Origin of the sequence: Escherichia sp. E4742, from assembly GCF_005843885.1 — a bacterium.
Taxonomy (GTDB): Bacteria; Pseudomonadota; Gammaproteobacteria; order Enterobacterales; family Enterobacteriaceae; genus Escherichia.
In genome coordinates this window covers 1,547,998-1,569,022 of record NZ_CP040443.1, presented here as the reverse complement: position 1 = coordinate 1,569,022, position 21,025 = coordinate 1,547,998, and the positions used below count along the sequence as shown (strand labels likewise).

Annotated in this window: 38 protein-coding genes; 32 read left to right on the top strand and 6 right to left on the bottom strand. The window is 49.7% G+C overall.

Annotated elements, in window-relative coordinates:
* The first annotated feature begins 54 nt into the window (after nt 1–54).
* Nucleotides 55–531 carry a bacterioferritin gene (gene bfr / locus FEM44_RS07655; RefSeq protein WP_000675515.1) on the top strand — a complete coding sequence of 159 codons (477 nt, stop codon included), beginning with the start codon at nt 55–57 and terminating at the stop codon, nt 529–531.
* Here the strand turns inward: bfr and FEM44_RS07650 are convergent.
* Nucleotides 528–995 (bottom strand): prepilin peptidase, encoded by a 468-nt coding sequence (locus FEM44_RS07650; protein ID WP_130222942.1) that lies wholly within the window; start codon nt 993–995, stop codon nt 528–530. The genes bfr and FEM44_RS07650 overlap by 4 nt on opposite strands.
* 378 nt (nt 996–1,373) lie before the next feature.
* On the opposite strand from FEM44_RS07650, the gene rpsJ reads away from it, so the two are divergent.
* The 31 genes from rpsJ (at nt 1,374) to arfA (ending at nt 16,213) form a co-directional block, all read left to right on the top strand.
* Nucleotides 1,374–1,685: a 30S ribosomal protein S10 gene (gene rpsJ / locus FEM44_RS07645; protein ID WP_001181004.1), complete on the top strand. Its 312-nt coding sequence runs from the start codon at nt 1,374–1,376 to the stop codon at nt 1,683–1,685.
* Between the two features lie 32 nt (nt 1,686–1,717).
* Nucleotides 1,718–2,347 carry a 50S ribosomal protein L3 gene (gene rplC / locus FEM44_RS07640; protein ID WP_000579833.1) on the top strand — a complete coding sequence of 210 codons (630 nt, stop codon included), beginning with the start codon at nt 1,718–1,720 and terminating at the stop codon, nt 2,345–2,347.
* Nucleotides 2,348–2,357: 10 nt separating this feature from the next.
* Nucleotides 2,358–2,963: a 50S ribosomal protein L4 gene (rplD, locus tag FEM44_RS07635; RefSeq protein WP_000424395.1), complete on the top strand. Its 606-nt coding sequence runs from the start codon at nt 2,358–2,360 to the stop codon at nt 2,961–2,963.
* Nucleotides 2,960–3,262 carry a 50S ribosomal protein L23 gene (gene rplW, locus FEM44_RS07630; protein WP_000617544.1) on the top strand — a complete coding sequence of 101 codons (303 nt, stop codon included), beginning with the start codon at nt 2,960–2,962 and terminating at the stop codon, nt 3,260–3,262. The genes rplD and rplW overlap by 4 nt, the downstream gene beginning before the upstream one ends.
* A 17-nt stretch (nt 3,263–3,279) precedes the next feature.
* Complete coding sequence (rplB, locus tag FEM44_RS07625; RefSeq protein WP_000301864.1) at nt 3,280–4,101, top strand: 50S ribosomal protein L2; 822 nt, start codon at nt 3,280–3,282, stop codon at nt 4,099–4,101.
* Between the two features lie 16 nt (nt 4,102–4,117).
* On the top strand, nt 4,118–4,396 hold the full coding sequence (gene rpsS / locus FEM44_RS07620; protein ID WP_001138117.1) for a 30S ribosomal protein S19: 279 nt from the start codon (nt 4,118–4,120) through the stop codon (nt 4,394–4,396).
* A gap of 14 nt (nt 4,397–4,410) precedes the next feature.
* Entirely contained in the window at nt 4,411–4,743 is a 333-nt protein-coding gene (gene rplV / locus FEM44_RS07615) for a 50S ribosomal protein L22 (protein WP_000447529.1), read from the top strand.
* Nucleotides 4,744–4,760: 17 nt separating this feature from the next.
* A complete protein-coding gene (gene rpsC / locus FEM44_RS07610) occupies nt 4,761–5,462 on the top strand; it encodes a 30S ribosomal protein S3 (RefSeq protein WP_000529945.1) in 702 nt (233 codons plus the stop codon).
* A 12-nt stretch (nt 5,463–5,474) separates the two neighbouring features.
* Nucleotides 5,475–5,885: a 50S ribosomal protein L16 gene (gene rplP, locus FEM44_RS07605; protein WP_000941212.1), complete on the top strand. Its 411-nt coding sequence runs from the start codon at nt 5,475–5,477 to the stop codon at nt 5,883–5,885.
* On the top strand, nt 5,885–6,076 hold the full coding sequence (rpmC, locus tag FEM44_RS07600) for a 50S ribosomal protein L29 (RefSeq protein WP_000644741.1): 192 nt from the start codon (nt 5,885–5,887) through the stop codon (nt 6,074–6,076). Before rplP ends, rpmC begins: the two co-directional genes overlap by 1 nt.
* Nucleotides 6,076–6,330 carry a 30S ribosomal protein S17 gene (rpsQ, locus tag FEM44_RS07595; protein ID WP_000130100.1) on the top strand — a complete coding sequence of 85 codons (255 nt, stop codon included), beginning with the start codon at nt 6,076–6,078 and terminating at the stop codon, nt 6,328–6,330. The genes rpmC and rpsQ overlap by 1 nt, the downstream gene beginning before the upstream one ends.
* A gap of 164 nt (nt 6,331–6,494) precedes the next feature.
* Entirely contained in the window at nt 6,495–6,866 is a 372-nt protein-coding gene (rplN, locus tag FEM44_RS07590) for a 50S ribosomal protein L14 (protein ID WP_000613955.1), read from the top strand.
* A 10-nt stretch (nt 6,867–6,876) separates the two neighbouring features.
* Complete coding sequence (gene rplX / locus FEM44_RS07585) at nt 6,877–7,191, top strand: 50S ribosomal protein L24 (protein WP_000729185.1); 315 nt, start codon at nt 6,877–6,879, stop codon at nt 7,189–7,191.
* 14 nt (nt 7,192–7,205) lie between these two features.
* Nucleotides 7,206–7,745 carry a 50S ribosomal protein L5 gene (gene rplE / locus FEM44_RS07580; protein ID WP_001096200.1) on the top strand — a complete coding sequence of 180 codons (540 nt, stop codon included), beginning with the start codon at nt 7,206–7,208 and terminating at the stop codon, nt 7,743–7,745.
* 14 nt (nt 7,746–7,759) lie between these two features.
* Nucleotides 7,760–8,065 carry a 30S ribosomal protein S14 gene (rpsN, locus tag FEM44_RS07575; RefSeq protein WP_001118930.1) on the top strand — a complete coding sequence of 102 codons (306 nt, stop codon included), beginning with the start codon at nt 7,760–7,762 and terminating at the stop codon, nt 8,063–8,065.
* Between the two features lie 33 nt (nt 8,066–8,098).
* On the top strand, nt 8,099–8,491 hold the full coding sequence (gene rpsH / locus FEM44_RS07570; RefSeq protein ID WP_000062611.1) for a 30S ribosomal protein S8: 393 nt from the start codon (nt 8,099–8,101) through the stop codon (nt 8,489–8,491).
* A gap of 12 nt (nt 8,492–8,503) precedes the next feature.
* A complete protein-coding gene (gene rplF / locus FEM44_RS07565; protein WP_064524927.1) occupies nt 8,504–9,037 on the top strand; it encodes a 50S ribosomal protein L6 in 534 nt (177 codons plus the stop codon).
* A 9-nt stretch (nt 9,038–9,046) separates the two neighbouring features.
* A complete protein-coding gene (gene rplR, locus FEM44_RS07560; RefSeq protein WP_000358960.1) occupies nt 9,047–9,400 on the top strand; it encodes a 50S ribosomal protein L18 in 354 nt (117 codons plus the stop codon).
* 14 nt (nt 9,401–9,414) lie between these two features.
* Nucleotides 9,415–9,918 carry a 30S ribosomal protein S5 gene (rpsE, locus tag FEM44_RS07555; RefSeq protein ID WP_000940121.1) on the top strand — a complete coding sequence of 168 codons (504 nt, stop codon included), beginning with the start codon at nt 9,415–9,417 and terminating at the stop codon, nt 9,916–9,918.
* A 3-nt stretch (nt 9,919–9,921) separates the two neighbouring features.
* On the top strand, nt 9,922–10,101 hold the full coding sequence (gene rpmD, locus FEM44_RS07550) for a 50S ribosomal protein L30 (protein ID WP_001140433.1): 180 nt from the start codon (nt 9,922–9,924) through the stop codon (nt 10,099–10,101).
* Nucleotides 10,102–10,104: 3 nt separating this feature from the next.
* Nucleotides 10,105–10,539 carry a 50S ribosomal protein L15 gene (rplO, locus tag FEM44_RS07545; protein WP_001238917.1) on the top strand — a complete coding sequence of 145 codons (435 nt, stop codon included), beginning with the start codon at nt 10,105–10,107 and terminating at the stop codon, nt 10,537–10,539.
* A gap of 7 nt (nt 10,540–10,546) precedes the next feature.
* Nucleotides 10,547–11,878 carry a preprotein translocase subunit SecY gene (gene secY / locus FEM44_RS07540; protein ID WP_001118861.1) on the top strand — a complete coding sequence of 444 codons (1,332 nt, stop codon included), beginning with the start codon at nt 10,547–10,549 and terminating at the stop codon, nt 11,876–11,878.
* 31 nt (nt 11,879–11,909) lie between these two features.
* Complete coding sequence (rpmJ, locus tag FEM44_RS07535; protein WP_000868187.1) at nt 11,910–12,026, top strand: 50S ribosomal protein L36; 117 nt, start codon at nt 11,910–11,912, stop codon at nt 12,024–12,026.
* A gap of 146 nt (nt 12,027–12,172) precedes the next feature.
* Nucleotides 12,173–12,529 carry a 30S ribosomal protein S13 gene (rpsM, locus tag FEM44_RS07530; protein WP_000090775.1) on the top strand — a complete coding sequence of 119 codons (357 nt, stop codon included), beginning with the start codon at nt 12,173–12,175 and terminating at the stop codon, nt 12,527–12,529.
* A 16-nt stretch (nt 12,530–12,545) separates the two neighbouring features.
* A complete protein-coding gene (rpsK, locus tag FEM44_RS07525; RefSeq protein ID WP_001029684.1) occupies nt 12,546–12,935 on the top strand; it encodes a 30S ribosomal protein S11 in 390 nt (129 codons plus the stop codon).
* Between the two features lie 33 nt (nt 12,936–12,968).
* A complete protein-coding gene (rpsD, locus tag FEM44_RS07520; RefSeq protein ID WP_000135224.1) occupies nt 12,969–13,589 on the top strand; it encodes a 30S ribosomal protein S4 in 621 nt (206 codons plus the stop codon).
* Between the two features lie 25 nt (nt 13,590–13,614).
* Nucleotides 13,615–14,604 carry a DNA-directed RNA polymerase subunit alpha gene (locus FEM44_RS07515; RefSeq protein ID WP_001162094.1) on the top strand — a complete coding sequence of 330 codons (990 nt, stop codon included), beginning with the start codon at nt 13,615–13,617 and terminating at the stop codon, nt 14,602–14,604.
* 40 nt (nt 14,605–14,644) lie between these two features.
* Nucleotides 14,645–15,028, top strand: a complete 384-nt coding sequence (gene rplQ, locus FEM44_RS07510) for a 50S ribosomal protein L17 (protein ID WP_001216368.1) — start codon at nt 14,645–14,647, stop codon at nt 15,026–15,028.
* 106 nt (nt 15,029–15,134) lie between these two features.
* Complete coding sequence (locus tag FEM44_RS07505) at nt 15,135–15,503, top strand: DUF1992 domain-containing protein (RefSeq protein WP_135522529.1); 369 nt, start codon at nt 15,135–15,137, stop codon at nt 15,501–15,503.
* Nucleotides 15,504–15,513: 10 nt separating this feature from the next.
* Nucleotides 15,514–15,939: a Zn(2+)-responsive transcriptional regulator gene (gene zntR, locus FEM44_RS07500; protein WP_135522612.1), complete on the top strand. Its 426-nt coding sequence runs from the start codon at nt 15,514–15,516 to the stop codon at nt 15,937–15,939.
* A gap of 55 nt (nt 15,940–15,994) precedes the next feature.
* Nucleotides 15,995–16,213, top strand: a complete 219-nt coding sequence (gene arfA, locus FEM44_RS07495) for an alternative ribosome-rescue factor ArfA (protein WP_000092696.1) — start codon at nt 15,995–15,997, stop codon at nt 16,211–16,213.
* Here the strand turns inward: arfA and mscL are convergent.
* The 5 genes from mscL to def form a co-directional block, all read right to left on the bottom strand.
* Nucleotides 16,210–16,620 (bottom strand): large-conductance mechanosensitive channel protein MscL, encoded by a 411-nt coding sequence (gene mscL, locus FEM44_RS07490; protein ID WP_000022442.1) that lies wholly within the window; start codon nt 16,618–16,620, stop codon nt 16,210–16,212. The two genes, arfA and mscL, sit on opposite strands and share 4 nt — an antisense overlap.
* A gap of 129 nt (nt 16,621–16,749) precedes the next feature.
* Nucleotides 16,750–18,126: a Trk system potassium transporter TrkA gene (gene trkA / locus FEM44_RS07485; RefSeq protein WP_000691382.1), complete on the bottom strand. Its 1,377-nt coding sequence runs from the start codon at nt 18,124–18,126 to the stop codon at nt 16,750–16,752.
* Between the two features lie 21 nt (nt 18,127–18,147).
* Nucleotides 18,148–19,437, bottom strand: a complete 1,290-nt coding sequence (rsmB, locus tag FEM44_RS07480; protein ID WP_135522530.1) for a 16S rRNA (cytosine(967)-C(5))-methyltransferase RsmB — start codon at nt 19,435–19,437, stop codon at nt 18,148–18,150.
* A gap of 45 nt (nt 19,438–19,482) precedes the next feature.
* Nucleotides 19,483–20,430, bottom strand: coding sequence for a methionyl-tRNA formyltransferase (fmt, locus tag FEM44_RS07475; RefSeq protein ID WP_135522531.1), 948 nt, complete (start codon nt 20,428–20,430; stop codon nt 19,483–19,485).
* 14 nt (nt 20,431–20,444) lie between these two features.
* Entirely contained in the window at nt 20,445–20,954 is a 510-nt protein-coding gene (def, locus tag FEM44_RS07470; RefSeq protein WP_000114984.1) for a peptide deformylase, read from the bottom strand.
* Nucleotides 20,955–21,025: the final 71 nt, after the last annotated feature.

Genomic DNA, 21,025 nt, shown 5'->3' with positions numbered 1-21,025 from the left:
GACATCCCGCTAGCCCCATCTACGCTCTAATAGTGGAAGCGGAGGGACTATAAAATGAAAGGTGATGTTAAAATCATAAATTATCTCAATAAACTATTGGGAAATGAGCTTGTCGCGATCAATCAGTATTTTCTTCATGCCCGTATGTTTAAAAACTGGGGCCTGATGCGCCTTAATGATGTCGAATACCATGAATCTATCGATGAGATGAAGCACGCCGATAAATATATCGAGCGTATTTTGTTCTTAGAAGGGATCCCTAACTTACAGGATTTAGGCAAGCTAGGGATCGGTGAAGATGTCGAAGAGATGCTGCAATCCGACCTGCGATTAGAGCTGGAAGGTGCGAAGGATCTTCGTGAGGCTATCGCTTATGCCGACAGCGTTCATGACTATGTTAGCCGCGATATGATGATCGAAATCCTTGCTGATGAAGAAGGTCATATCGACTGGCTCGAAACTGAACTGGATCTCATCGGTAAAATCGGCCTGCAAAATTATCTGCAATCACAAATTAAAGTTAAAGATTAATAGCCTGACAGCAGACTATCCCAGCCTACAATGAAACCCGCAGCTGCCAGAAATGGCCCAAAAGGCAGCGGGTTTTTTAATGATTCTTTTCCTCTCATGAGCAGACCAATAACTACGGCTCCGCAAGCGAATGAGGCGGCAAGGAAAACCAGCCGTGGCAAGAAGGCCCATGTATGCCAGGCGCCAAGTGCGGCGAGAAACTTCACATCACCATAGCCTAATCCTTCTTTATGACGCAGTATGCGATATCCCCAGTAAATGACAGCGAATGTGCCGTAACCAATAATTGCCCCCCATAACGCATCGGCTAAACCGTCAGGATGACAAACCTGATAGAACAAAAGACCTGACCAGAGTAACGGGCAGGTAAACCTGTCAGGTAACAAACCATGCTTTGCATCCCAGAAAAAAAGTAGGACTGATAAGCAAACGTACAAAATCAGAAAGGGAAGGGTAGCGACCATAAAACATCCTCTGTAATTGGAGTATTACCATCGAATAACTCCGGATACTCAGCAACAGAGAAATCGCTGATTTGTTAACCAGGTTCCGGTGAAAAACGCTATCTTCACGACCTTACAAATTTCGTGGAATGCAGCTCGCAATCTGTGCGTTGCGATTAATTTCTACCCGATGCTTGCGTCAATCTCAGATTTGCGTATAATGCGCGGGCTTGTCGTAGTTGACAGCAGGTTCAATCTGAACCTCAGTTAGCCGAATTTGGCTACCTAACAATGCTCCCAATCGGGGAGCTACGTAAGAACGGTTACACTCTCCCATCAATCGTAATGGGTCTGAGGAGTAATCATTTTCGTTTATAAAATAATTGGAGCTCTGGTCTCATGCAGAACCAAAGAATCCGTATCCGCCTGAAAGCGTTTGATCATCGTCTGATCGATCAAGCAACCGCGGAAATCGTCGAGACTGCCAAGCGCACTGGTGCGCAGGTCCGTGGTCCGATCCCGCTGCCGACACGCAAAGAGCGCTTCACTGTTCTGATCTCTCCGCACGTCAACAAAGACGCGCGCGATCAGTACGAAATCCGTACTCACTTGCGTCTGGTTGACATCGTTGAGCCAACCGAGAAAACCGTTGATGCTCTGATGCGTCTGGATCTGGCTGCCGGTGTAGACGTGCAGATCAGCCTGGGTTAATCAGGTCATTGAGCGATTGAGAGGTTGAAACAATGATTGGTTTAGTCGGTAAAAAAGTGGGTATGACCCGTATCTTCACAGAAGACGGCGTTTCTATCCCAGTAACCGTAATCGAAGTTGAAGCAAACCGCGTTACTCAGGTTAAAGACCTGGCTAACGATGGCTACCGTGCTATTCAGGTAACCACCGGTGCTAAAAAAGCTAACCGTGTGACCAAGCCTGAAGCTGGCCACTTCGCTAAAGCTGGCGTAGAAGCTGGCCGTGGTCTGTGGGAATTCCGCCTGGCTGAAGGCGAAGAGTTCACTGTAGGTCAGAGCATTAGCGTTGAACTGTTTGCTGACGTTAAAAAAGTTGACGTAACTGGCACCTCTAAAGGTAAAGGTTTCGCAGGTACCGTTAAGCGCTGGAACTTCCGTACCCAGGACGCAACCCACGGTAACTCCTTGTCTCACCGCGTTCCGGGTTCTATCGGTCAGAACCAGACTCCGGGCAAAGTGTTCAAAGGCAAGAAAATGGCAGGTCAGATGGGTAACGAACGTGTAACCGTTCAGAGCCTTGACGTAGTACGCGTTGACGCTGAGCGCAACCTGCTGCTGGTTAAAGGTGCTGTCCCGGGTGCAACCGGTAGCGACCTGATCGTTAAACCAGCTGTGAAGGCGTAAGGAGATAGCAATGGAATTAGTATTGAAAGACGCGCAGAGCGCGCTGACTGTTTCCGAAACTACCTTCGGTCGTGATTTCAACGAAGCGCTGGTTCACCAGGTTGTTGTTGCTTATGCAGCCGGTGCTCGTCAGGGTACTCGTGCTCAGAAGACTCGTGCTGAAGTAACTGGTTCCGGTAAAAAACCGTGGCGCCAGAAAGGCACCGGCCGTGCGCGTTCTGGTTCTATCAAGAGCCCGATTTGGCGTTCTGGTGGCGTGACCTTCGCTGCTCGTCCGCAGGACCACAGTCAAAAAGTTAACAAGAAGATGTACCGCGGCGCGCTGAAAAGCATCCTGTCCGAACTGGTACGTCAGGATCGTCTGATCGTTGTCGAGAAGTTCTCTGTAGAAGCACCGAAAACCAAGCTGCTGGCACAGAAACTGAAAGACATGGCTCTGGAAGATGTGCTGATCATCACCGGTGAGCTGGACGAGAACCTGTTCCTGGCTGCGCGCAACCTGCACAAGGTTGACGTACGCGATGCAACTGGTATCGACCCGGTTAGCCTGATCGCCTTCGACAAAGTCGTAATGACTGCTGATGCTGTTAAGCAAGTTGAGGAGATGCTGGCATGATTCGTGAAGAACGTCTGCTGAAGGTGCTGCGTGCACCGCACGTTTCTGAAAAAGCGTCTACTGCGATGGAAAAATCCAACACCATCGTACTCAAAGTTGCTAAAGACGCGACCAAAGCAGAAATCAAAGCTGCTGTGCAGAAACTGTTTGAAGTCGAAGTCGAAGTCGTTAACACCCTGGTAGTTAAAGGGAAAGTTAAACGTCACGGACAGCGTATCGGTCGTCGTAGCGACTGGAAAAAAGCTTACGTCACCCTGAAAGAAGGCCAGAATCTGGACTTCGTTGGCGGCGCTGAGTAAGTCGGAGGAGTAATACAATGGCAGTTGTTAAATGTAAACCGACATCTCCGGGTCGTCGCCACGTTGTTAAAGTGGTTAACCCTGAGCTGCACAAGGGCAAACCTTTTGCTCCGTTGCTGGAAAAAAACAGCAAATCCGGTGGTCGTAACAACAATGGCCGTATCACCACTCGTCATATCGGTGGTGGCCACAAGCAGGCTTACCGTATTGTTGACTTCAAACGCAACAAAGACGGTATCCCGGCAGTTGTTGAACGTCTTGAGTACGATCCGAACCGTTCCGCGAACATCGCGCTGGTTCTGTACAAAGACGGTGAACGCCGTTACATCCTGGCCCCTAAAGGCCTGAAAGCTGGCGACCAGATTCAGTCTGGCGTTGATGCTGCAATCAAACCAGGTAACACCCTGCCGATGCGCAACATCCCGGTTGGTTCTACTGTTCACAACGTAGAAATGAAACCAGGTAAAGGCGGTCAGCTGGCACGTTCCGCTGGTACTTACGTTCAGATCGTTGCTCGTGATGGTGCTTATGTCACCCTGCGTCTGCGTTCTGGTGAAATGCGTAAAGTAGAAGCAGACTGCCGTGCAACTCTGGGCGAAGTTGGCAATGCTGAGCATATGCTGCGCGTTCTGGGTAAAGCAGGTGCTGCACGCTGGCGTGGTGTTCGTCCGACCGTTCGCGGTACCGCGATGAACCCGGTAGACCACCCACATGGTGGTGGTGAAGGTCGTAACTTTGGTAAGCACCCGGTAACTCCGTGGGGCGTTCAGACCAAAGGTAAGAAGACCCGCAGCAACAAGCGTACTGATAAATTCATCGTACGTCGCCGTAGCAAATAATTTTAGAGGATAAGCCATGCCACGTTCTCTCAAGAAAGGTCCTTTTATTGACCTGCACTTGCTGAAGAAGGTAGAGAAAGCGGTGGAAAGCGGAGACAAGAAGCCCCTGCGCACTTGGTCCCGTCGTTCAACGATCTTTCCTAACATGATCGGTTTGACCATCGCTGTCCATAATGGTCGTCAGCACGTTCCGGTATTTGTAACCGACGAAATGGTCGGCCACAAACTGGGTGAATTCGCACCGACTCGTACTTATCGCGGCCACGCTGCTGATAAAAAAGCGAAAAAGAAATAAGGTAGGAGGAAGAGATGGAAACTATCGCTAAACATCGCCATGCTCGTTCTTCTGCTCAGAAGGTTCGCCTTGTTGCTGACCTGATTCGCGGTAAGAAAGTGTCGCAGGCTCTGGATATTTTGACCTACACCAACAAGAAAGCGGCTGTACTGGTCAAGAAAGTTCTGGAATCTGCCATTGCTAACGCTGAACACAACGATGGCGCTGACATTGACGATCTGAAAGTTACGAAAATTTTCGTAGACGAAGGCCCGAGCATGAAGCGCATTATGCCGCGTGCAAAAGGTCGTGCAGATCGCATCCTGAAGCGCACCAGCCACATCACTGTGGTTGTGTCCGATCGCTGAGACTCTGGAGACTAGCAATGGGTCAGAAAGTACATCCTAATGGTATTCGCCTGGGTATTGTAAAACCATGGAACTCTACCTGGTTTGCGAACACCAAAGAATTCGCTGACAACCTGGACAGCGATTTTAAAGTACGTCAGTACCTGACAAAGGAACTGGCTAAAGCGTCCGTATCTCGTATCGTTATCGAGCGTCCGGCTAAGAGCATTCGTGTAACCATTCACACTGCTCGCCCGGGTATCGTTATCGGTAAAAAAGGTGAAGACGTAGAAAAACTGCGTAAGGTCGTAGCGGACATCGCTGGCGTTCCTGCACAGATCAACATCGCCGAAGTTCGTAAGCCTGAACTGGACGCAAAACTGGTTGCTGACAGCATCACTTCTCAGCTGGAACGTCGTGTTATGTTCCGTCGTGCTATGAAGCGTGCTGTACAGAACGCAATGCGTCTGGGCGCTAAAGGTATTAAAGTTGAAGTTAGCGGCCGTCTGGGCGGCGCGGAAATCGCACGTACCGAATGGTACCGCGAAGGTCGCGTACCGCTGCACACTCTGCGTGCTGACATCGACTACAACACCTCTGAAGCGCACACCACTTACGGTGTAATCGGCGTTAAAGTGTGGATCTTCAAAGGCGAGATCCTGGGTGGTATGGCTGCTGTTGAACAACCGGAAAAACCGGCTGCTCAGCCTAAAAAGCAGCAGCGTAAAGGCCGTAAATAAGGAGCGTCGCTGATGTTACAACCAAAGCGTACAAAATTCCGTAAAATGCACAAAGGCCGTAACCGCGGTCTGGCGCAGGGTACGGATGTTAGCTTCGGCAGCTTCGGTCTGAAAGCTGTTGGCCGTGGTCGTCTGACTGCACGTCAGATCGAAGCAGCACGTCGTGCTATGACCCGTGCAGTTAAGCGTCAAGGTAAGATCTGGATCCGTGTGTTCCCGGACAAACCGATCACTGAAAAGCCGCTGGCAGTGCGTATGGGTAAAGGTAAAGGTAACGTGGAGTATTGGGTTGCCTTGATTCAGCCGGGTAAAGTCCTGTATGAAATGGACGGTGTTCCGGAAGAGCTGGCCCGTGAAGCATTCAAGCTGGCAGCAGCGAAACTGCCGATTAAAACCACCTTTGTAACTAAGACGGTGATGTAATGAAAGCAAAAGAGCTGCGTGAGAAGAGCGTTGAAGAGCTGAACACCGAGCTGCTGAACCTGCTGCGTGAGCAGTTCAACCTGCGTATGCAGGCTGCAAGTGGCCAGCTGCAACAGTCTCACCTGTTGAAGCAAGTGCGTCGCGATGTCGCACGCGTTAAGACTTTACTGAACGAGAAGGCGGGTGCGTAATGACCGATAAAATCCGTACTCTGCAAGGTCGCGTTGTTAGCGACAAAATGGAGAAATCCATTGTTGTTGCTATCGAACGTTTTGTGAAACACCCGATCTACGGTAAATTCATCAAGCGTACGACCAAACTGCACGTACATGACGAGAACAACGAATGCGGTATCGGTGACGTGGTTGAAATCCGCGAATGCCGTCCGCTGTCCAAGACTAAATCCTGGACGCTGGTTCGCGTTGTAGAGAAAGCGGTTCTGTAATACAGTACACTCTCTCGATACGAATAAACGGCTCAGAAATGAGCCGTTTATTTTTTCTACCCATATCCTTGAAGCGGTGTTATAATGCCGCGCCCTCGATATGGGGATTTTTAACGACCTGATTTTCGGGTCTCAGTAGTAGTTGACATTAGCGGAGCACTAAAATGATCCAAGAACAGACTATGCTGAACGTCGCCGACAACTCCGGTGCACGTCGCGTAATGTGTATCAAGGTTCTGGGTGGCTCGCACCGTCGCTACGCAGGCGTAGGCGACATCATCAAGATCACCATCAAAGAAGCAATTCCGCGTGGTAAGGTCAAAAAAGGTGATGTGCTGAAGGCGGTAGTGGTGCGCACCAAGAAGGGTGTTCGTCGCCCGGACGGTTCTGTCATTCGCTTCGATGGTAATGCTTGTGTTCTTCTGAACAACAACAGCGAGCAGCCTATCGGTACGCGTATTTTTGGGCCGGTAACTCGTGAGCTTCGTAGTGAGAAGTTCATGAAAATTATCTCTCTGGCACCAGAAGTACTCTAAGGAGCGAATCATGGCAGCGAAAATCCGTCGTGATGACGAAGTTATCGTGTTAACCGGTAAAGATAAAGGTAAACGCGGTAAAGTTAAGAATGTCCTGTCTTCCGGCAAGGTCATTGTTGAAGGTATCAACCTGGTTAAGAAACATCAGAAGCCGGTTCCGGCCCTGAACCAACCGGGTGGCATCGTTGAAAAAGAAGCCGCTATTCAGGTTTCCAACGTAGCAATCTTCAATGCGGCAACCGGCAAGGCTGACCGTGTAGGCTTTAGATTCGAAGACGGCAAAAAAGTCCGTTTCTTCAAGTCTAACAGCGAAACTATCAAGTAATTTGGAGTAGTACGATGGCGAAACTGCATGATTACTACAAAGACGAAGTAGTTAAAAAACTCATGACTGAGTTTAACTACAATTCTGTCATGCAAGTCCCTCGGGTCGAGAAGATCACCCTGAACATGGGTGTTGGTGAAGCGATCGCTGACAAAAAACTGCTGGATAACGCAGCAGCAGACCTGGCAGCAATCTCCGGTCAAAAACCGCTGATCACCAAAGCACGCAAATCTGTTGCAGGCTTCAAAATCCGTCAGGGCTATCCGATCGGCTGTAAAGTAACTCTGCGTGGCGAACGCATGTGGGAGTTCTTTGAGCGCCTGATCACTATTGCTGTACCGCGTATCCGTGACTTCCGTGGCTTGTCCGCTAAGTCTTTCGACGGTCGTGGTAACTACAGCATGGGTGTCCGTGAGCAGATCATCTTCCCAGAAATCGACTACGATAAAGTCGACCGCGTTCGTGGTTTGGATATTACCATTACCACTACTGCGAAATCTGACGAAGAAGGCCGTGCTCTGCTGGCTGCCTTTGACTTCCCGTTCCGCAAGTAAGGTAGGGTTACTAAATGGCTAAGCAATCAATGAAAGCACGCGAAGTAAAACGCGTAGCTTTAGCTGATAAATACTTCGCGAAACGCGCTGAACTGAAAGCGATCATCTCTGATGTGAACGCTTCCGACGAAGATCGTTGGAACGCTGTTCTCAAGCTGCAGACTCTGCCGCGTGATTCCAGCCCGTCTCGTCAGCGTAACCGCTGCCGTCAAACAGGTCGTCCGCATGGTTTCCTGCGGAAGTTCGGGTTGAGCCGTATTAAGGTCCGTGAAGCCGCTATGCGCGGTGAAATCCCGGGTCTGAAAAAGGCTAGCTGGTAATTGTCACCAATTGAATCACGGGAGTAAAGACAGATGAGCATGCAAGATCCGATCGCGGATATGCTGACCCGTATCCGTAACGGTCAGGCCGCGAACAAAGCTGCGGTCACCATGCCTTCCTCCAAGCTGAAAGTGGCAATCGCCAACGTGCTGAAGGAAGAAGGTTTTATTGAAGATTTTAAAGTTGAAGGCGACACCAAGCCTGAACTGGAACTGACTCTTAAGTATTTCCAGGGCAAAGCTGTTGTAGAAAGCATTCAGCGTGTCAGCCGCCCAGGTCTGCGCATCTATAAACGTAAAGATGAGCTGCCGAAAGTTATGGCGGGTCTGGGTATCGCAGTTGTTTCTACCTCTAAAGGTGTTATGACTGATCGTGCAGCGCGCCAGGCTGGTCTTGGTGGCGAAATTATCTGCTACGTAGCCTAATCGGAGGAAAAAATGTCTCGTGTTGCTAAAGCACCGGTCGTTGTTCCTGCCGGCGTTGATGTAAAAATCAACGGTCAGGTTATTACGATCAAAGGTAAAAACGGCGAGCTGACTCGTACTCTCAACGATGCTGTTGAAGTTAAACATGCAGATAATACCCTGACCTTCGGTCCGCGTGATGGTTACGCAGACGGTTGGGCTCAGGCTGGTACCGCGCGTGCCCTGCTGAACTCAATGGTTATCGGTGTTACCGAAGGCTTCACTAAGAAGCTGCAGCTGGTTGGTGTAGGTTACCGTGCAGCGGTTAAAGGCAATGTGATTAACCTGTCTCTGGGTTTCTCTCATCCTGTTGACCATCAGCTGCCTGCGGGTATCACTGCTGAATGTCCGACTCAGACTGAAATCGTGCTGAAAGGCGCTGATAAGCAGATGATCGGCCAGGTTGCAGCGGATCTGCGCGCCTACCGTCGTCCTGAGCCTTACAAAGGCAAGGGTGTTCGTTACGCCGACGAAGTCGTGCGTACCAAAGAGGCTAAGAAGAAGTAAGGTAACACTATGGATAAGAAATCTGCTCGTATCCGTCGTGCGACCCGCGCACGCCGCAAGCTCCAGGAGCTGGGCGCAACTCGCCTGGTGGTACATCGTACCCCGCGTCACATTTACGCACAGGTAATTGCACCGAACGGTTCTGAAGTTCTGGTAGCTGCTTCTACTGTAGAAAAAGCTATCGCTGAACAACTGAAGTACACCGGTAACAAAGACGCGGCTGCAGCTGTGGGTAAAGCTGTCGCTGAACGCGCTCTGGAAAAAGGCATCAAAGATGTATCCTTTGACCGTTCCGGGTTCCAATATCATGGTCGTGTCCAGGCACTGGCAGATGCTGCCCGTGAAGCTGGCCTTCAGTTCTAAGGTAGAGGTGTAAGATGGCTCACATCGAAAAACAAGCTGGCGAACTGCAGGAAAAGCTGATCGCGGTAAACCGCGTATCTAAAACCGTTAAAGGTGGTCGTATTTTCTCCTTCACAGCTCTGACTGTAGTTGGCGATGGTAACGGTCGCGTTGGTTTTGGTTACGGTAAAGCGCGTGAAGTTCCAGCAGCGATCCAGAAAGCGATGGAAAAAGCCCGTCGCAATATGATTAACGTCGCGCTGAATAACGGCACTCTGCAACACCCTGTTAAAGGTGTTCATACGGGTTCTCGCGTATTCATGCAGCCGGCTTCCGAAGGTACCGGTATCATCGCCGGTGGTGCAATGCGCGCCGTTCTGGAAGTCGCTGGGGTTCATAACGTTCTGGCTAAAGCGTATGGTTCCACCAACCCGATTAACGTGGTTCGTGCAACTATCGATGGCCTGGAAAATATGAATTCTCCAGAAATGGTCGCTGCCAAGCGTGGTAAATCCGTTGAAGAAATTCTGGGGAAATAAACCATGGCAAAGACTATTAAAATTACTCAAACCCGCAGTGCAATCGGTCGTCTGCCGAAACACAAGGCAACGCTGCTTGGCCTGGGTCTGCGTCGTATTGGTCACACCGTAGAGCGCGAGGATACTCCTGCTATTCGCGGTATGATCAACGCGGTTTCCTTCATGGTTAAAGTTGAGGAGTAAGAGATGCGTTTAAATACTCTGTCTCCGGCCGAAGGCTCCAAAAAGGCGGGTAAACGCCTGGGTCGTGGTATCGGTTCTGGCCTCGGTAAAACCGGTGGTCGTGGTCACAAAGGTCAGAAATCTCGTTCTGGCGGTGGCGTACGTCGCGGTTTCGAGGGTGGTCAGATGCCTCTGTACCGTCGTCTGCCGAAATTCGGCTTCACTTCTCGTAAAGCAGCGATTACAGCCGAAGTTCGTCTGTCTGACCTGGCTAAAGTAGAAGGCGGTGTTGTAGACCTGAACACGCTGAAAGCGGCTAACATTATCGGTATCCAGATCGAGTTCGCGAAAGTGATCCTGGCTGGCGAAGTAACTACTCCGGTAACTGTTCGTGGCCTGCGTGTTACTAAAGGCGCTCGTGCTGCTATCGAAGCTGCTGGCGGTAAAATCGAGGAATAAGTAGCAGATGGCTAAACAACCGGGATTAGATTTTCAAAGTGCCAAAGGTGGCTTAGGCGAGCTGAAACGCAGACTGCTGTTTGTTATCGGTGCGCTGATTGTGTTCCGTATTGGCTCTTTTATTCCGATCCCTGGTATTGATGCCGCTGTACTTGCCAAACTGCTTGAGCAACAGCGAGGCACCATCATTGAGATGTTTAACATGTTCTCTGGTGGTGCTCTCAGCCGTGCTTCTATCTTTGCTCTGGGGATCATGCCGTATATTTCGGCGTCGATCATTATCCAGCTGCTGACGGTGGTTCACCCAACGTTGGCAGAAATTAAGAAAGAAGGGGAGTCTGGTCGTCGTAAGATCAGCCAGTACACCCGTTACGGTACTCTGGTGCTGGCAATATTCCAGTCGATCGGTATTGCTACCGGTCTGCCGAATATGCCTGGTATGCAAGGCCTGGTTATTAACCCGGGCTTTGCATTCTACTTCACCGCTGTTGTAAGTCTGGTCACAGGAACGATGTTCCTGATGTGGTTGGGCGAACAGATCACTGAACGAGGTATCGGTAACGGTATTTCAATCATTATCTTCGCCGGTATTGTCGCGGGACTCCCGCCAGCCATTGCCCATACTATCGAGCAAGCGCGTCAAGGCGACCTGCACTTCCTCGTGTTGCTGTTGGTTGCAGTATTAGTATTTGCAGTGACGTTCTTTGTTGTATTTGTTGAGCGTGGTCAACGCCGCATTGTGGTAAACTACGCAAAACGTCAGCAAGGTCGTCGTGTCTATGCTGCACAGAGCACACATTTACCGCTGAAAGTGAATATGGCGGGGGTAATCCCGGCAATCTTCGCTTCCAGTATTATTCTGTTCCCGGCTACCATCGCGTCATGGTTCGGGGGCGGTACTGGTTGGAACTGGCTGACAACAATTTCGCTGTATTTGCAGCCTGGGCAACCGCTTTATGTGTTACTCTATGCGTCTGCAATCATCTTCTTCTGTTTCTTCTACACGGCGTTGGTTTTCAACCCGCGTGAAACAGCAGATAACCTGAAGAAGTCCGGTGCATTTGTACCAGGAATTCGTCCGGGAGAGCAAACGGCGAAGTATATTGATAAAGTAATGACCCGCCTGACCTTGGTTGGTGCGCTGTACATTACCTTTATCTGCCTGATCCCGGAGTTCATGCGTGATGCAATGAAAGTACCGTTCTACTTCGGTGGGACCTCACTGCTTATCGTTGTTGTCGTGATTATGGACTTTATGGCTCAAGTGCAAACTCTGATGATGTCCAGTCAGTATGAGTCTGCATTGAAGAAGGCGAACCTGAAAGGCTACGGCCGATAATTGGTCGCCCGAGAAGTTACGGAGAGTAAAAATGAAAGTTCGTGCTTCCGTCAAGAAATTATGCCGTAACTGCAAAATCGTTAAGCGTGATGGTGTCATCCGTGTGATTTGCAGTGCCGAGCCGAAGCATAAACAGCGCCAAGGCTGATTTATTCGCATATTTTTCTTGCAAAGTTGGGTTGAGCTGGCTAGATTAGCCAGCCAATCTTTTGTATGTCTGTGCGTTTCCATTTGAGTATCCTGAAAACGGGCTTTTCAGCATGGAACGTACATATTAAATAGTAGGAGTGCATAGTGGCCCGTATAGCAGGCATTAACATTCCTGATCATAAGCATGCCGTAATCGCATTAACTTCGATTTATGGCGTCGGCAAGACCCGTTCTAAAGCCATCCTGGCTGCAGCGGGTATCGCTGAAGATGTTAAGATCAGTGAGCTGTCTGAAGGACAAATCGACACGCTGCGTGACGAAGTTGCCAAATTTGTCGTTGAAGGTGATCTGCGCCGTGAAATCAGCATGAGCATCAAGCGCCTGATGGATCTTGGTTGCTATCGCGGTTTGCGTCATCGTCGTGGTCTACCGGTTCGCGGTCAGCGTACCAAGACCAACGCACGTACCCGTAAGGGTCCGCGCAAACCGATCAAGAAATAATCGGGGTGATTGAATAATGGCAAAGGCACCAATTCGTGCACGTAAACGTGTAAGAAAACAAGTCTCTGACGGCGTGGCTCATATCCATGCTTCTTTCAACAACACCATCGTGACTATCACTGATCGTCAGGGTAACGCGTTGGGTTGGGCAACAGCCGGTGGTTCCGGTTTCCGTGGTTCTCGCAAATCCACTCCGTTTGCAGCTCAGGTTGCAGCAGAGCGTTGCGCTGACGCCGTGAAAGAATACGGCATCAAGAATCTGGAAGTTATGGTTAAAGGTCCGGGTCCAGGCCGCGAATCTACTATTCGTGCTCTGAACGCCGCAGGTTTCCGCATCACTAACATTACTGATGTGACTCCGATCCCTCATAACGGTTGTCGTCCGCCGAAAAAACGTCGCGTATAACGCTTCGTTTTCCAGGTTTGTTGGAGAAAGAAAATGGCAAGATATTTGGGTCCTAAGCTCAAGCTGAGCCGTCGTGAGGGCACCGACTTATTCCTTAAGTCTGGCGTTCGCGCGATCGATACCAAGTGTAAAATTGAACAAGCTCCTGGCCAGCACGGTGCGCGTAAACCGCGTCTGTCTGACTATGGTGTGCAGTTGCGTGAAAAGCAAAAAGTTCGCCGTATCTATGGTGTGCTGGAGCGTCAGTTCCGTAACTACTACAAAGAAGCAGCACGTCTGAAAGGCAACACCGGTGAAAACCTGTTGGCTCTGCTGGAAGGTCGTCTGGACAACGTTGTATACCGTATGGGCTTCGGTGCCACTCGTGCAGAAGCACGTCAGCTGGTTAGCCATAAAGCAATTATGGTAAACGGTCGTGTTGTTAACATCGCTTCTTATCAGGTTAGTCCGAATGACGTTGTAAGCATTCGTGAGAAAGCGAAGAAGCAGTCTCGCGTGAAAGCCGCTCTGGAGCTGGCTGAGCAGCGTGAAAAGCCAACCTGGCTGGAAGTTGATGCTGGCAAGATGGAAGGTACGTTTAAGCGTAAGCCGGAGCGTTCTGATCTGTCTGCGGACATTAACGAACACCTGATCGTCGAGCTTTACTCCAAGTAAAGCTTAGTACCAAAGAGAGGACACAATGCAGGGTTCTGTGACAGAGTTTCTAAAACCGCGCCTGGTTGATATCGAGCAAGTGAGTTCGACGCACGCCAAGGTGACCCTTGAGCCTTTAGAGCGTGGCTTTGGCCATACTCTGGGTAACGCACTGCGCCGTATTCTGCTCTCATCGATGCCGGGTTGCGCGGTGACCGAGGTTGAGATTGATGGTGTACTACATGAGTACAGCACCAAAGAAGGCGTTCAGGAAGATATCCTGGAAATCCTGCTCAACCTGAAAGGGCTGGCGGTGAGAGTTCAGGGCAAAGATGAAGTTATTCTTACCTTGAATAAATCTGGCATTGGCCCTGTGACTGCAGCCGATATCACCCACGACGGTGATGTCGAAATCGTCAAGCCGCAGCACGTGATCTGCCACCTGACCGATGAGAACGCGTCTATTAGCATGCGTATCAAAGTTCAGCGCGGTCGTGGTTATGTGCCGGCTTCTACCCGAATTCATTCGGAAGAAGATGAGCGCCCAATCGGCCGTCTGCTGGTCGACGCATGCTACAGCCCTGTAGAGCGTATTGCCTACAATGTTGAAGCAGCGCGTGTAGAACAGCGTACCGACCTGGACAAGCTGGTCATCGAAATGGAAACCAACGGCACAATCGATCCTGAAGAGGCGATTCGTCGTGCGGCAACCATTCTGGCTGAACAACTGGAAGCTTTCGTTGACTTACGTGATGTACGTCAGCCGGAAGTGAAAGAAGAGAAACCAGAGTTCGATCCGATCCTGCTGCGCCCTGTTGACGATCTGGAATTGACTGTCCGCTCTGCTAACTGCCTTAAAGCAGAAGCTATCCACTATATCGGTGATCTGGTACAACGTACCGAGGTTGAGCTCCTTAAAACGCCTAACCTTGGTAAAAAATCTCTTACTGAGATTAAAGACGTGCTGGCTTCCCGTGGACTGTCTCTGGGTATGCGCCTGGAAAACTGGCCACCGGCAAGCATCGCTGACGAGTAACCGGATCACAGGTTAAGGTTTTACTGAGAAGGATAAGGTCATGCGCCATCGTAAGAGTGGTCGTCAACTGAACCGCAACAGCAGCCATCGCCAGGCTATGTTCCGCAATATGGCAGGTTCACTGGTTCGTCATGAAATCATCAAGACGACTCTGCCTAAAGCGAAAGAGCTGCGCCGCGTAGTTGAGCCGCTGATTACTCTTGCCAAGACTGATAGCGTTGCTAATCGTCGTCTGGCATTCGCCCGTACTCGTGATAACGAGATCGTGGCAAAACTGTTTAACGAACTGGGCCCGCGTTTCGCGAGCCGTGCCGGTGGTTACACTCGTATTCTGAAGTGTGGCTTCCGTGCAGGCGACAACGCGCCGATGGCTTACATCGAGCTGGTTGATCGTTCAGAGAAAGCAGAAGCTGCTGCAGAGTAATCTGAAGCAACGTAAAAAAACCCGCCTCGGCGGGTTTTTTTATATCTGTAGTATCCCCACTTATCTAAAATAGCTGTACTCTTTTTGTTCATCCCCTGGAGTATTTATGTGGTTACTTGACCAGTGGGCAGAGCGCCATATTACTGAAGCACAGGCTAAAGGTGAGTTTGAAAATCTCCCAGGCAGTGGTGAACCATTAATCCTGGAAGATGACACACACGTGCCGCCGGAACTGCGTGCGGGCTATCGCTTGTTAAAAAATGCCGGCTGTTTACCGCCAGAACTTGAGCAGCGGAAGGAAGCAATTCAGCTTCTGGATATTCTCAAAGGCATCCGTCAGGATGATCCGAAATATCAAGAGGTTAGCCGCCAGTTATCTTTACTGGAGTTAAAACTGCGGCAAGCAGGTTTGAGCACTGAATTTTTACGTGGCGAATATGCAGATAAGCTTCTGAATAAAATTAATGACAACTGAGAGAGAATTTATGTATCGCATTGGTGAGTTGGCAAAACTGGCAGAAGTTACGCCCGACACAATACGTTATTACGAAAAACAGCAGATGATGGATCATGAAGTTCGTACGGTAGGAGGCTTTCGTCTGTATACCGAAAGCGATCTCCAACGGTTGAAATTTATTCGGCATGCTAGACAACTTGGTTTCAGTCTGGAGTCGATCCGTGAGTTACTTTCGATCCGTATCGATCCTGAACATCATACTTGTCAGGAATCAAAAGGTATTGTGCAGGAAAGATTACAGGAAGTGGAAGCGCGGATAGCCGAGTTGCAGAGCATGCAGCGTTCCTTGCAACTTATTAACGATGCCTGTTGTGGTAGCGCCCATAGCAGCGTTTATTGCTCTATCCTTGAAGCTCTTGAACAAGGAGCCAGCGGTGTTAAAGCAGATTGTTGATTTTTTGCACTGACGAGATTACACTCGCGCCGTTAAATAACCAACTGGAGTTTTTATGAGCCGATATCAGCATACGAAAGGGCAGATAAAGGATAATGCGATTGAAGCATTACTACATGACCCTTTGTTCAGACAGCGTGTAGAAAAAAATAAAAAAGGGAAAGGCAGTTATATGCGAAAAGGAAAACATGGCAATCGGGGTAACTGGGAGGCCAGTGGCAAGAAAGTAAATCACTTTTTTACCACTGGCCTTCTGCTTTCAGGCGCTTGTTAAGAACGATTATTTTGCTCTTTCAGCAAATCACGAATCTCTGTCAGTAATACTTCTTCTTTAGTTGGTGCAGGTGCTGCTGCAGGTTCTTCTTTCTTACGATTCAGTTTGTTGATTAGTTTAATCGCCATAAAGATGGCAAAGGCCACAATCAGAAAATCAAAGACGTTTTGAATGAAGACACCGTAATGCATCACAACAGCAGGGATATCCCCCTGCGCATCGCGTAGCGTGACAGCAAACTGTTTAAAATCGATCCCGCCAATTAATAAGCCCAAAGGTGGCATGATGATATCGGCAACCAGCGAAGAGACGATCTTCCCGAATGCCGCACCGATAATGACACCCACCGCCAAATCCACCACGTTCCCGCGCATCGCAAATTCGCGAAATTCTTTAATAATGCTCATGTTATTCTCCCTATGAAGCCGACAACCATAAGTCTAACAAATGTTAAGCTATTTTCCTGCCAGGAATGAATTTAATTAATCCTTGATATTCAAAGGGAAATAATAAGGCGTCATTAGACGCCTTATTAATTACAAAAAGAAAGGACTTGGCTGGAACAGTCTTTCGACGTCGGTAATAAACTTTTTATCTGTGAGGAACATAATTACGTGATCGCCTTGCTCAATGCGCAGATTGTCATTGGCAATCATCACGTCGTTTCCACGTACCACCGCTCCAATAATAGTTCCTGGCGGTAGCTTGATTTCATCAATGACTCTGCCGACAACGCGCGAGGTGCTTTCATCACCGTGAGCAACGGCTTCAATAGCTTCTGCTACGCCGCGGCGCAATGAGGAAACACCAACAATATCTGCTTTTCGCACATGACTAAGCAACGCAGAAATAGTTGCTTGTTGTGGTGAAATCGCAATATCGATCACGCTCCCCTGAACTAGATCCACATAAGCGCGACGCTGGATCAATACCATCACCTTTTTCGCACCCATACGTTTGGCGAGCATGGCTGACATGATATTGGCCTCGTCATCGTTGGTGACGGCAATAAACAGATCAACTTGATCGATATGTTCTTCGGCCAGCAGTTCTTGATCCGACGCATCACCAAAAAAGACGATCGTATTCTGCAACTTTTCCGCCAGTTCGGCAGCGCGCTGCTGATTACGTTCGATGAGTTTGACGCTGTAATCTTTTTCCAGACGACGCGCCAGCCCTGCACCGATATTACCGCCACCAACTAGCATGATCCGCTTATACGGTTTTTCCAGTCGCTGTAATTCACTCATCACCGCGCGTATATGCTGCGAGGCGGCAATAAAGAACACTTCATCACCGGCTTCAACAATGGTCGAACCTTGCGGGCGGATAGGACGGTCGTGGCGGAAAATTGCCGCCACGCGGGTATCGATATGTGGCATATGCTCGCGCATGGTCGAAAGCGCATTACCAATAAGCGGGCCACCATAATAGGCTTTTACCACTGCAAGGCTAACTTTGCCCTCAGCGAAGTTCACCACCTGCAATGCGCCGGGATACTCAATCAGTCGGTAAATATTATCGATAACCAACTGCTCTGGTGCGATCAGATGATCAATTGGTACAGCATCTGAATGAAATAGCTTATCGGCATCGCGCACGTAGTCTGGTGAGCGGATACGAGCGATGCGATTAGGTGTGTTGAAAAGTGAGTAGGCTACCTGGCAGGCAACCATATTGGTTTCATCTGAACTGGTTACAGCAACCAGCATATCGGCGTCGTCGGCGCCTGCCTCCCGCAATACGCGTGGATGAGAGCCATGCCCCTGCACGACTCGCAGGTCAAATTTATCCTGCAAGGTCCGCAGACGCTCACCATTGGTATCGACAACGGTAATATCGTTGTTCTCGCCAACCAGGTTTTCCGCCAGTGTGCCGCCAACCTGACCGGCACCCAGAATGATAATTTTCATCAGTCGCGACCCGTTATCTCATCACTTTTTGATTAGCTTAGCGTAAAAGAAGCCGTCGCCCTCTTCGGCACCAGGCAGATTCTGCTTACCCGGTTGTTCTGGTGTTCCGGTGTCGCAAAGTTCGGCATCAGCGGTACGTTGCAAAAAGGCTTTAACCTGCAGGCTATTCTCTTCCGGTAACACCGAACAGGTGGCATAGACCAGGGTTCCACCGGATTTTAAATGCGGCCAAATGGCGTCGAGAATTTCAGACTGCAGTTGCGCGAGTTCCGGGATATCGCGATCACGACGTAACCACTTGATATCCGGATGGCGACGAATCACACCCGTTGCTGAACAAGGCGCATCTAATAAAATGCGATCAAACTGTTGCTCGCCACACCATTGGGAAGGGTAGCGGCCATCACCTTGTTTCACGGTCGCCTTCATACCAAGGCGTTTTAAATTGTCGTAAACGCGAGAGAGGCGCTGTTCGTCAATATCAACCGCAAGAACCTGCGCTTCTGGTGCCACCTCAAGGATATGCGTTGTTTTACCGCCGGGGGCGGCACAAAGATCCAGAATGTGTTCACCGTTTTGTGGCGCAAGCCAGGTCATGCAACCTTGTGCTGATGCATCCTGAACGGTAACCCATCCGTCTTCAAAACCGGGTAGCGCATGAACAGGTGCAGGTGTTTCCAGCCGTACAGCATCAGGATAATCCGAATGCGGGAAACCTTTCATTCCTGCTTCATCCAGCAATGCAAGCCAACTGGCGCGGGAATGATGCGTACGATTAACGCGCAGCCACATTGGCGGACGCTGGTTATTGGCGTCAACGATGGACTGCCACTGCTCTGGATACGCTTTTTGCAGACGCTTCAGCAACCAGGAAGGATGCAGATAGCGTGCATCACTGGCATTAAACTCGGCTAATAACTCTTCTTGCTGACGCTGGAACTGACGTAATACACCGTTAATCAACCCTTTAAGTTGCGGGCGCTTAATTGCGACAGCGCCTTCAACCGTTTCAGCCAGCGCAGCATGCGGTGGAATGCGGGTATAAAGCAGTTGATACAAACCAACCATAATCAGGTAATGCACGGTCCGCTGTTTGCCAGTCATCGGACGGGCCATTAACTTATTAATTAGCCAGTCTAACTGTGAGAGCGTGCGCAGTACGCCAAAGCACAACTCTTGAAGAAGTGCTTTGTCTTTATCGGAAACTTTTTGCTGGAGCGGTGGCAAAATGTTGCTTAATGATTGCCCTTGCTCGACGACTTGTTCAACGGCCTGGGCCGCCATGCTACGTAAATTACGTTGTTTTTTCATAAGTATAAAAATGCCCGGCAAGACCGGGCTTAGAAGAGTGGACTATCAGGCCAGACGGTTGCCCGGAACAAACCATTCCCGACGAGAATTCAGGAGGTCTTGTGCGCTCATCGCTTTCTTACCCGCAGGTTGCAACGAGAGCAGATTCAGGATGCCATTACCAGTCGCGACCTGAATGCCTTGTTTGTTGGCTTCAAGGATCGTTCCTGGGGCAGCGTTGGTTACCGTATCAATGACCGACGCTTTCCAGACTTTAACCGGCTGTCCTTCAATTTCCAGCCAGCTCATTGGCCATGGATTGAAAGCGCGAATGCAGCGTTCAAGCTGCGCTGCCGAAAGTGACCAGTCAATACGCGCTTCTTCTTTACTCAACTTTTCGGCGTAAGTAACAAGAGTTTCATCCTGAATTTCTGGTTTCGCCGTGCCGTCTGCCAGTTGTTTCAATGTGGCGATAAGCCCTTGTGGGCCAAGCTCTGCCAGTTTGTCATATAACGTGCCGCTGGTATCTTCTGCGGTAATCGGGCAGGAGAGTTTATAGAGCATGTCGCCCGTGTCTAAACCGACATCCATTTGCATAATAGTCACGCCGGTTTCTGCATCGCCCGCCCACAGCGAACGTTGGATTGGCGCCGCGCCGCGCCAGCGCGGCAGCAGTGAACCATGAACATTGATGCATCCAAGACGCGGCATTTCCAGCACAGCTTTAGGCAGAATCAGCCCATAGGCGACGACAACCATAACATCAGCTTGTAGATCGGCGACCAGTTGCTGGTTTTCTTGTGGACGCAAGGAAACAGGCTGAAAAACGGGTAAGCCTTTTTCTTCAGCCAGCACTTTGACCGGGCTGGGCATTAGCTTTTTACCTCGTCCTGCCGGTCGGTCTGGCTGGGTGAACACGCCAACGATGTTATGACCAGAAGACAACAGCGCGTCAAGATGACGCGCTGCAAAGTCAGGTGTTCCCGCAAAAATAATACGTAGTGATTCTGACACGTTAGTTCTTATCCTTAAGCCCGGGCTTTCAGACGATCCAGTTTTTCAACTTTCTGACGAATACGTTGTTGTTTCAGCGGTGACAGGTAATCCATGAACAATTTACCGACCAGGTGATCCATCTCATGCTGAATGCATATGGCTAACAGACCATCTGCTTCCAGTTCAAATGGTTTACCATCGCGGTCCAGGGCGCGAATTTTCACTTTCTCTGCGCGCGGCACTAAAGCACGCTGTTCAGGGATCGACAGGCAACCTTCTTCAATGCCTGTTTCGCCGCTTTTTTCTAAAAGCTCCGGATTGATTAACACCAGCCGTTCGTCGCGGTTTTCCGAAACATCGATAACAATGATACGTTGATGGATATCAACCTGGGTTGCCGCCAGGCCAATACCTTCTTCCGCGTACATCGTCTCGAACATATCATCGACGATACGCTGAATTTCTGCATTCACTTCTTCTACCGGTTTAGCAACTTTGCGAAGCCGCTCGTCCGGAATATGTAACACTTGCAAAACTGACATAAATCTCCAGAGATGTGTTCAGGAGTTAGAAAGATTATTTCTTCTATTCTAGACAAATCCCCCTCTGATTG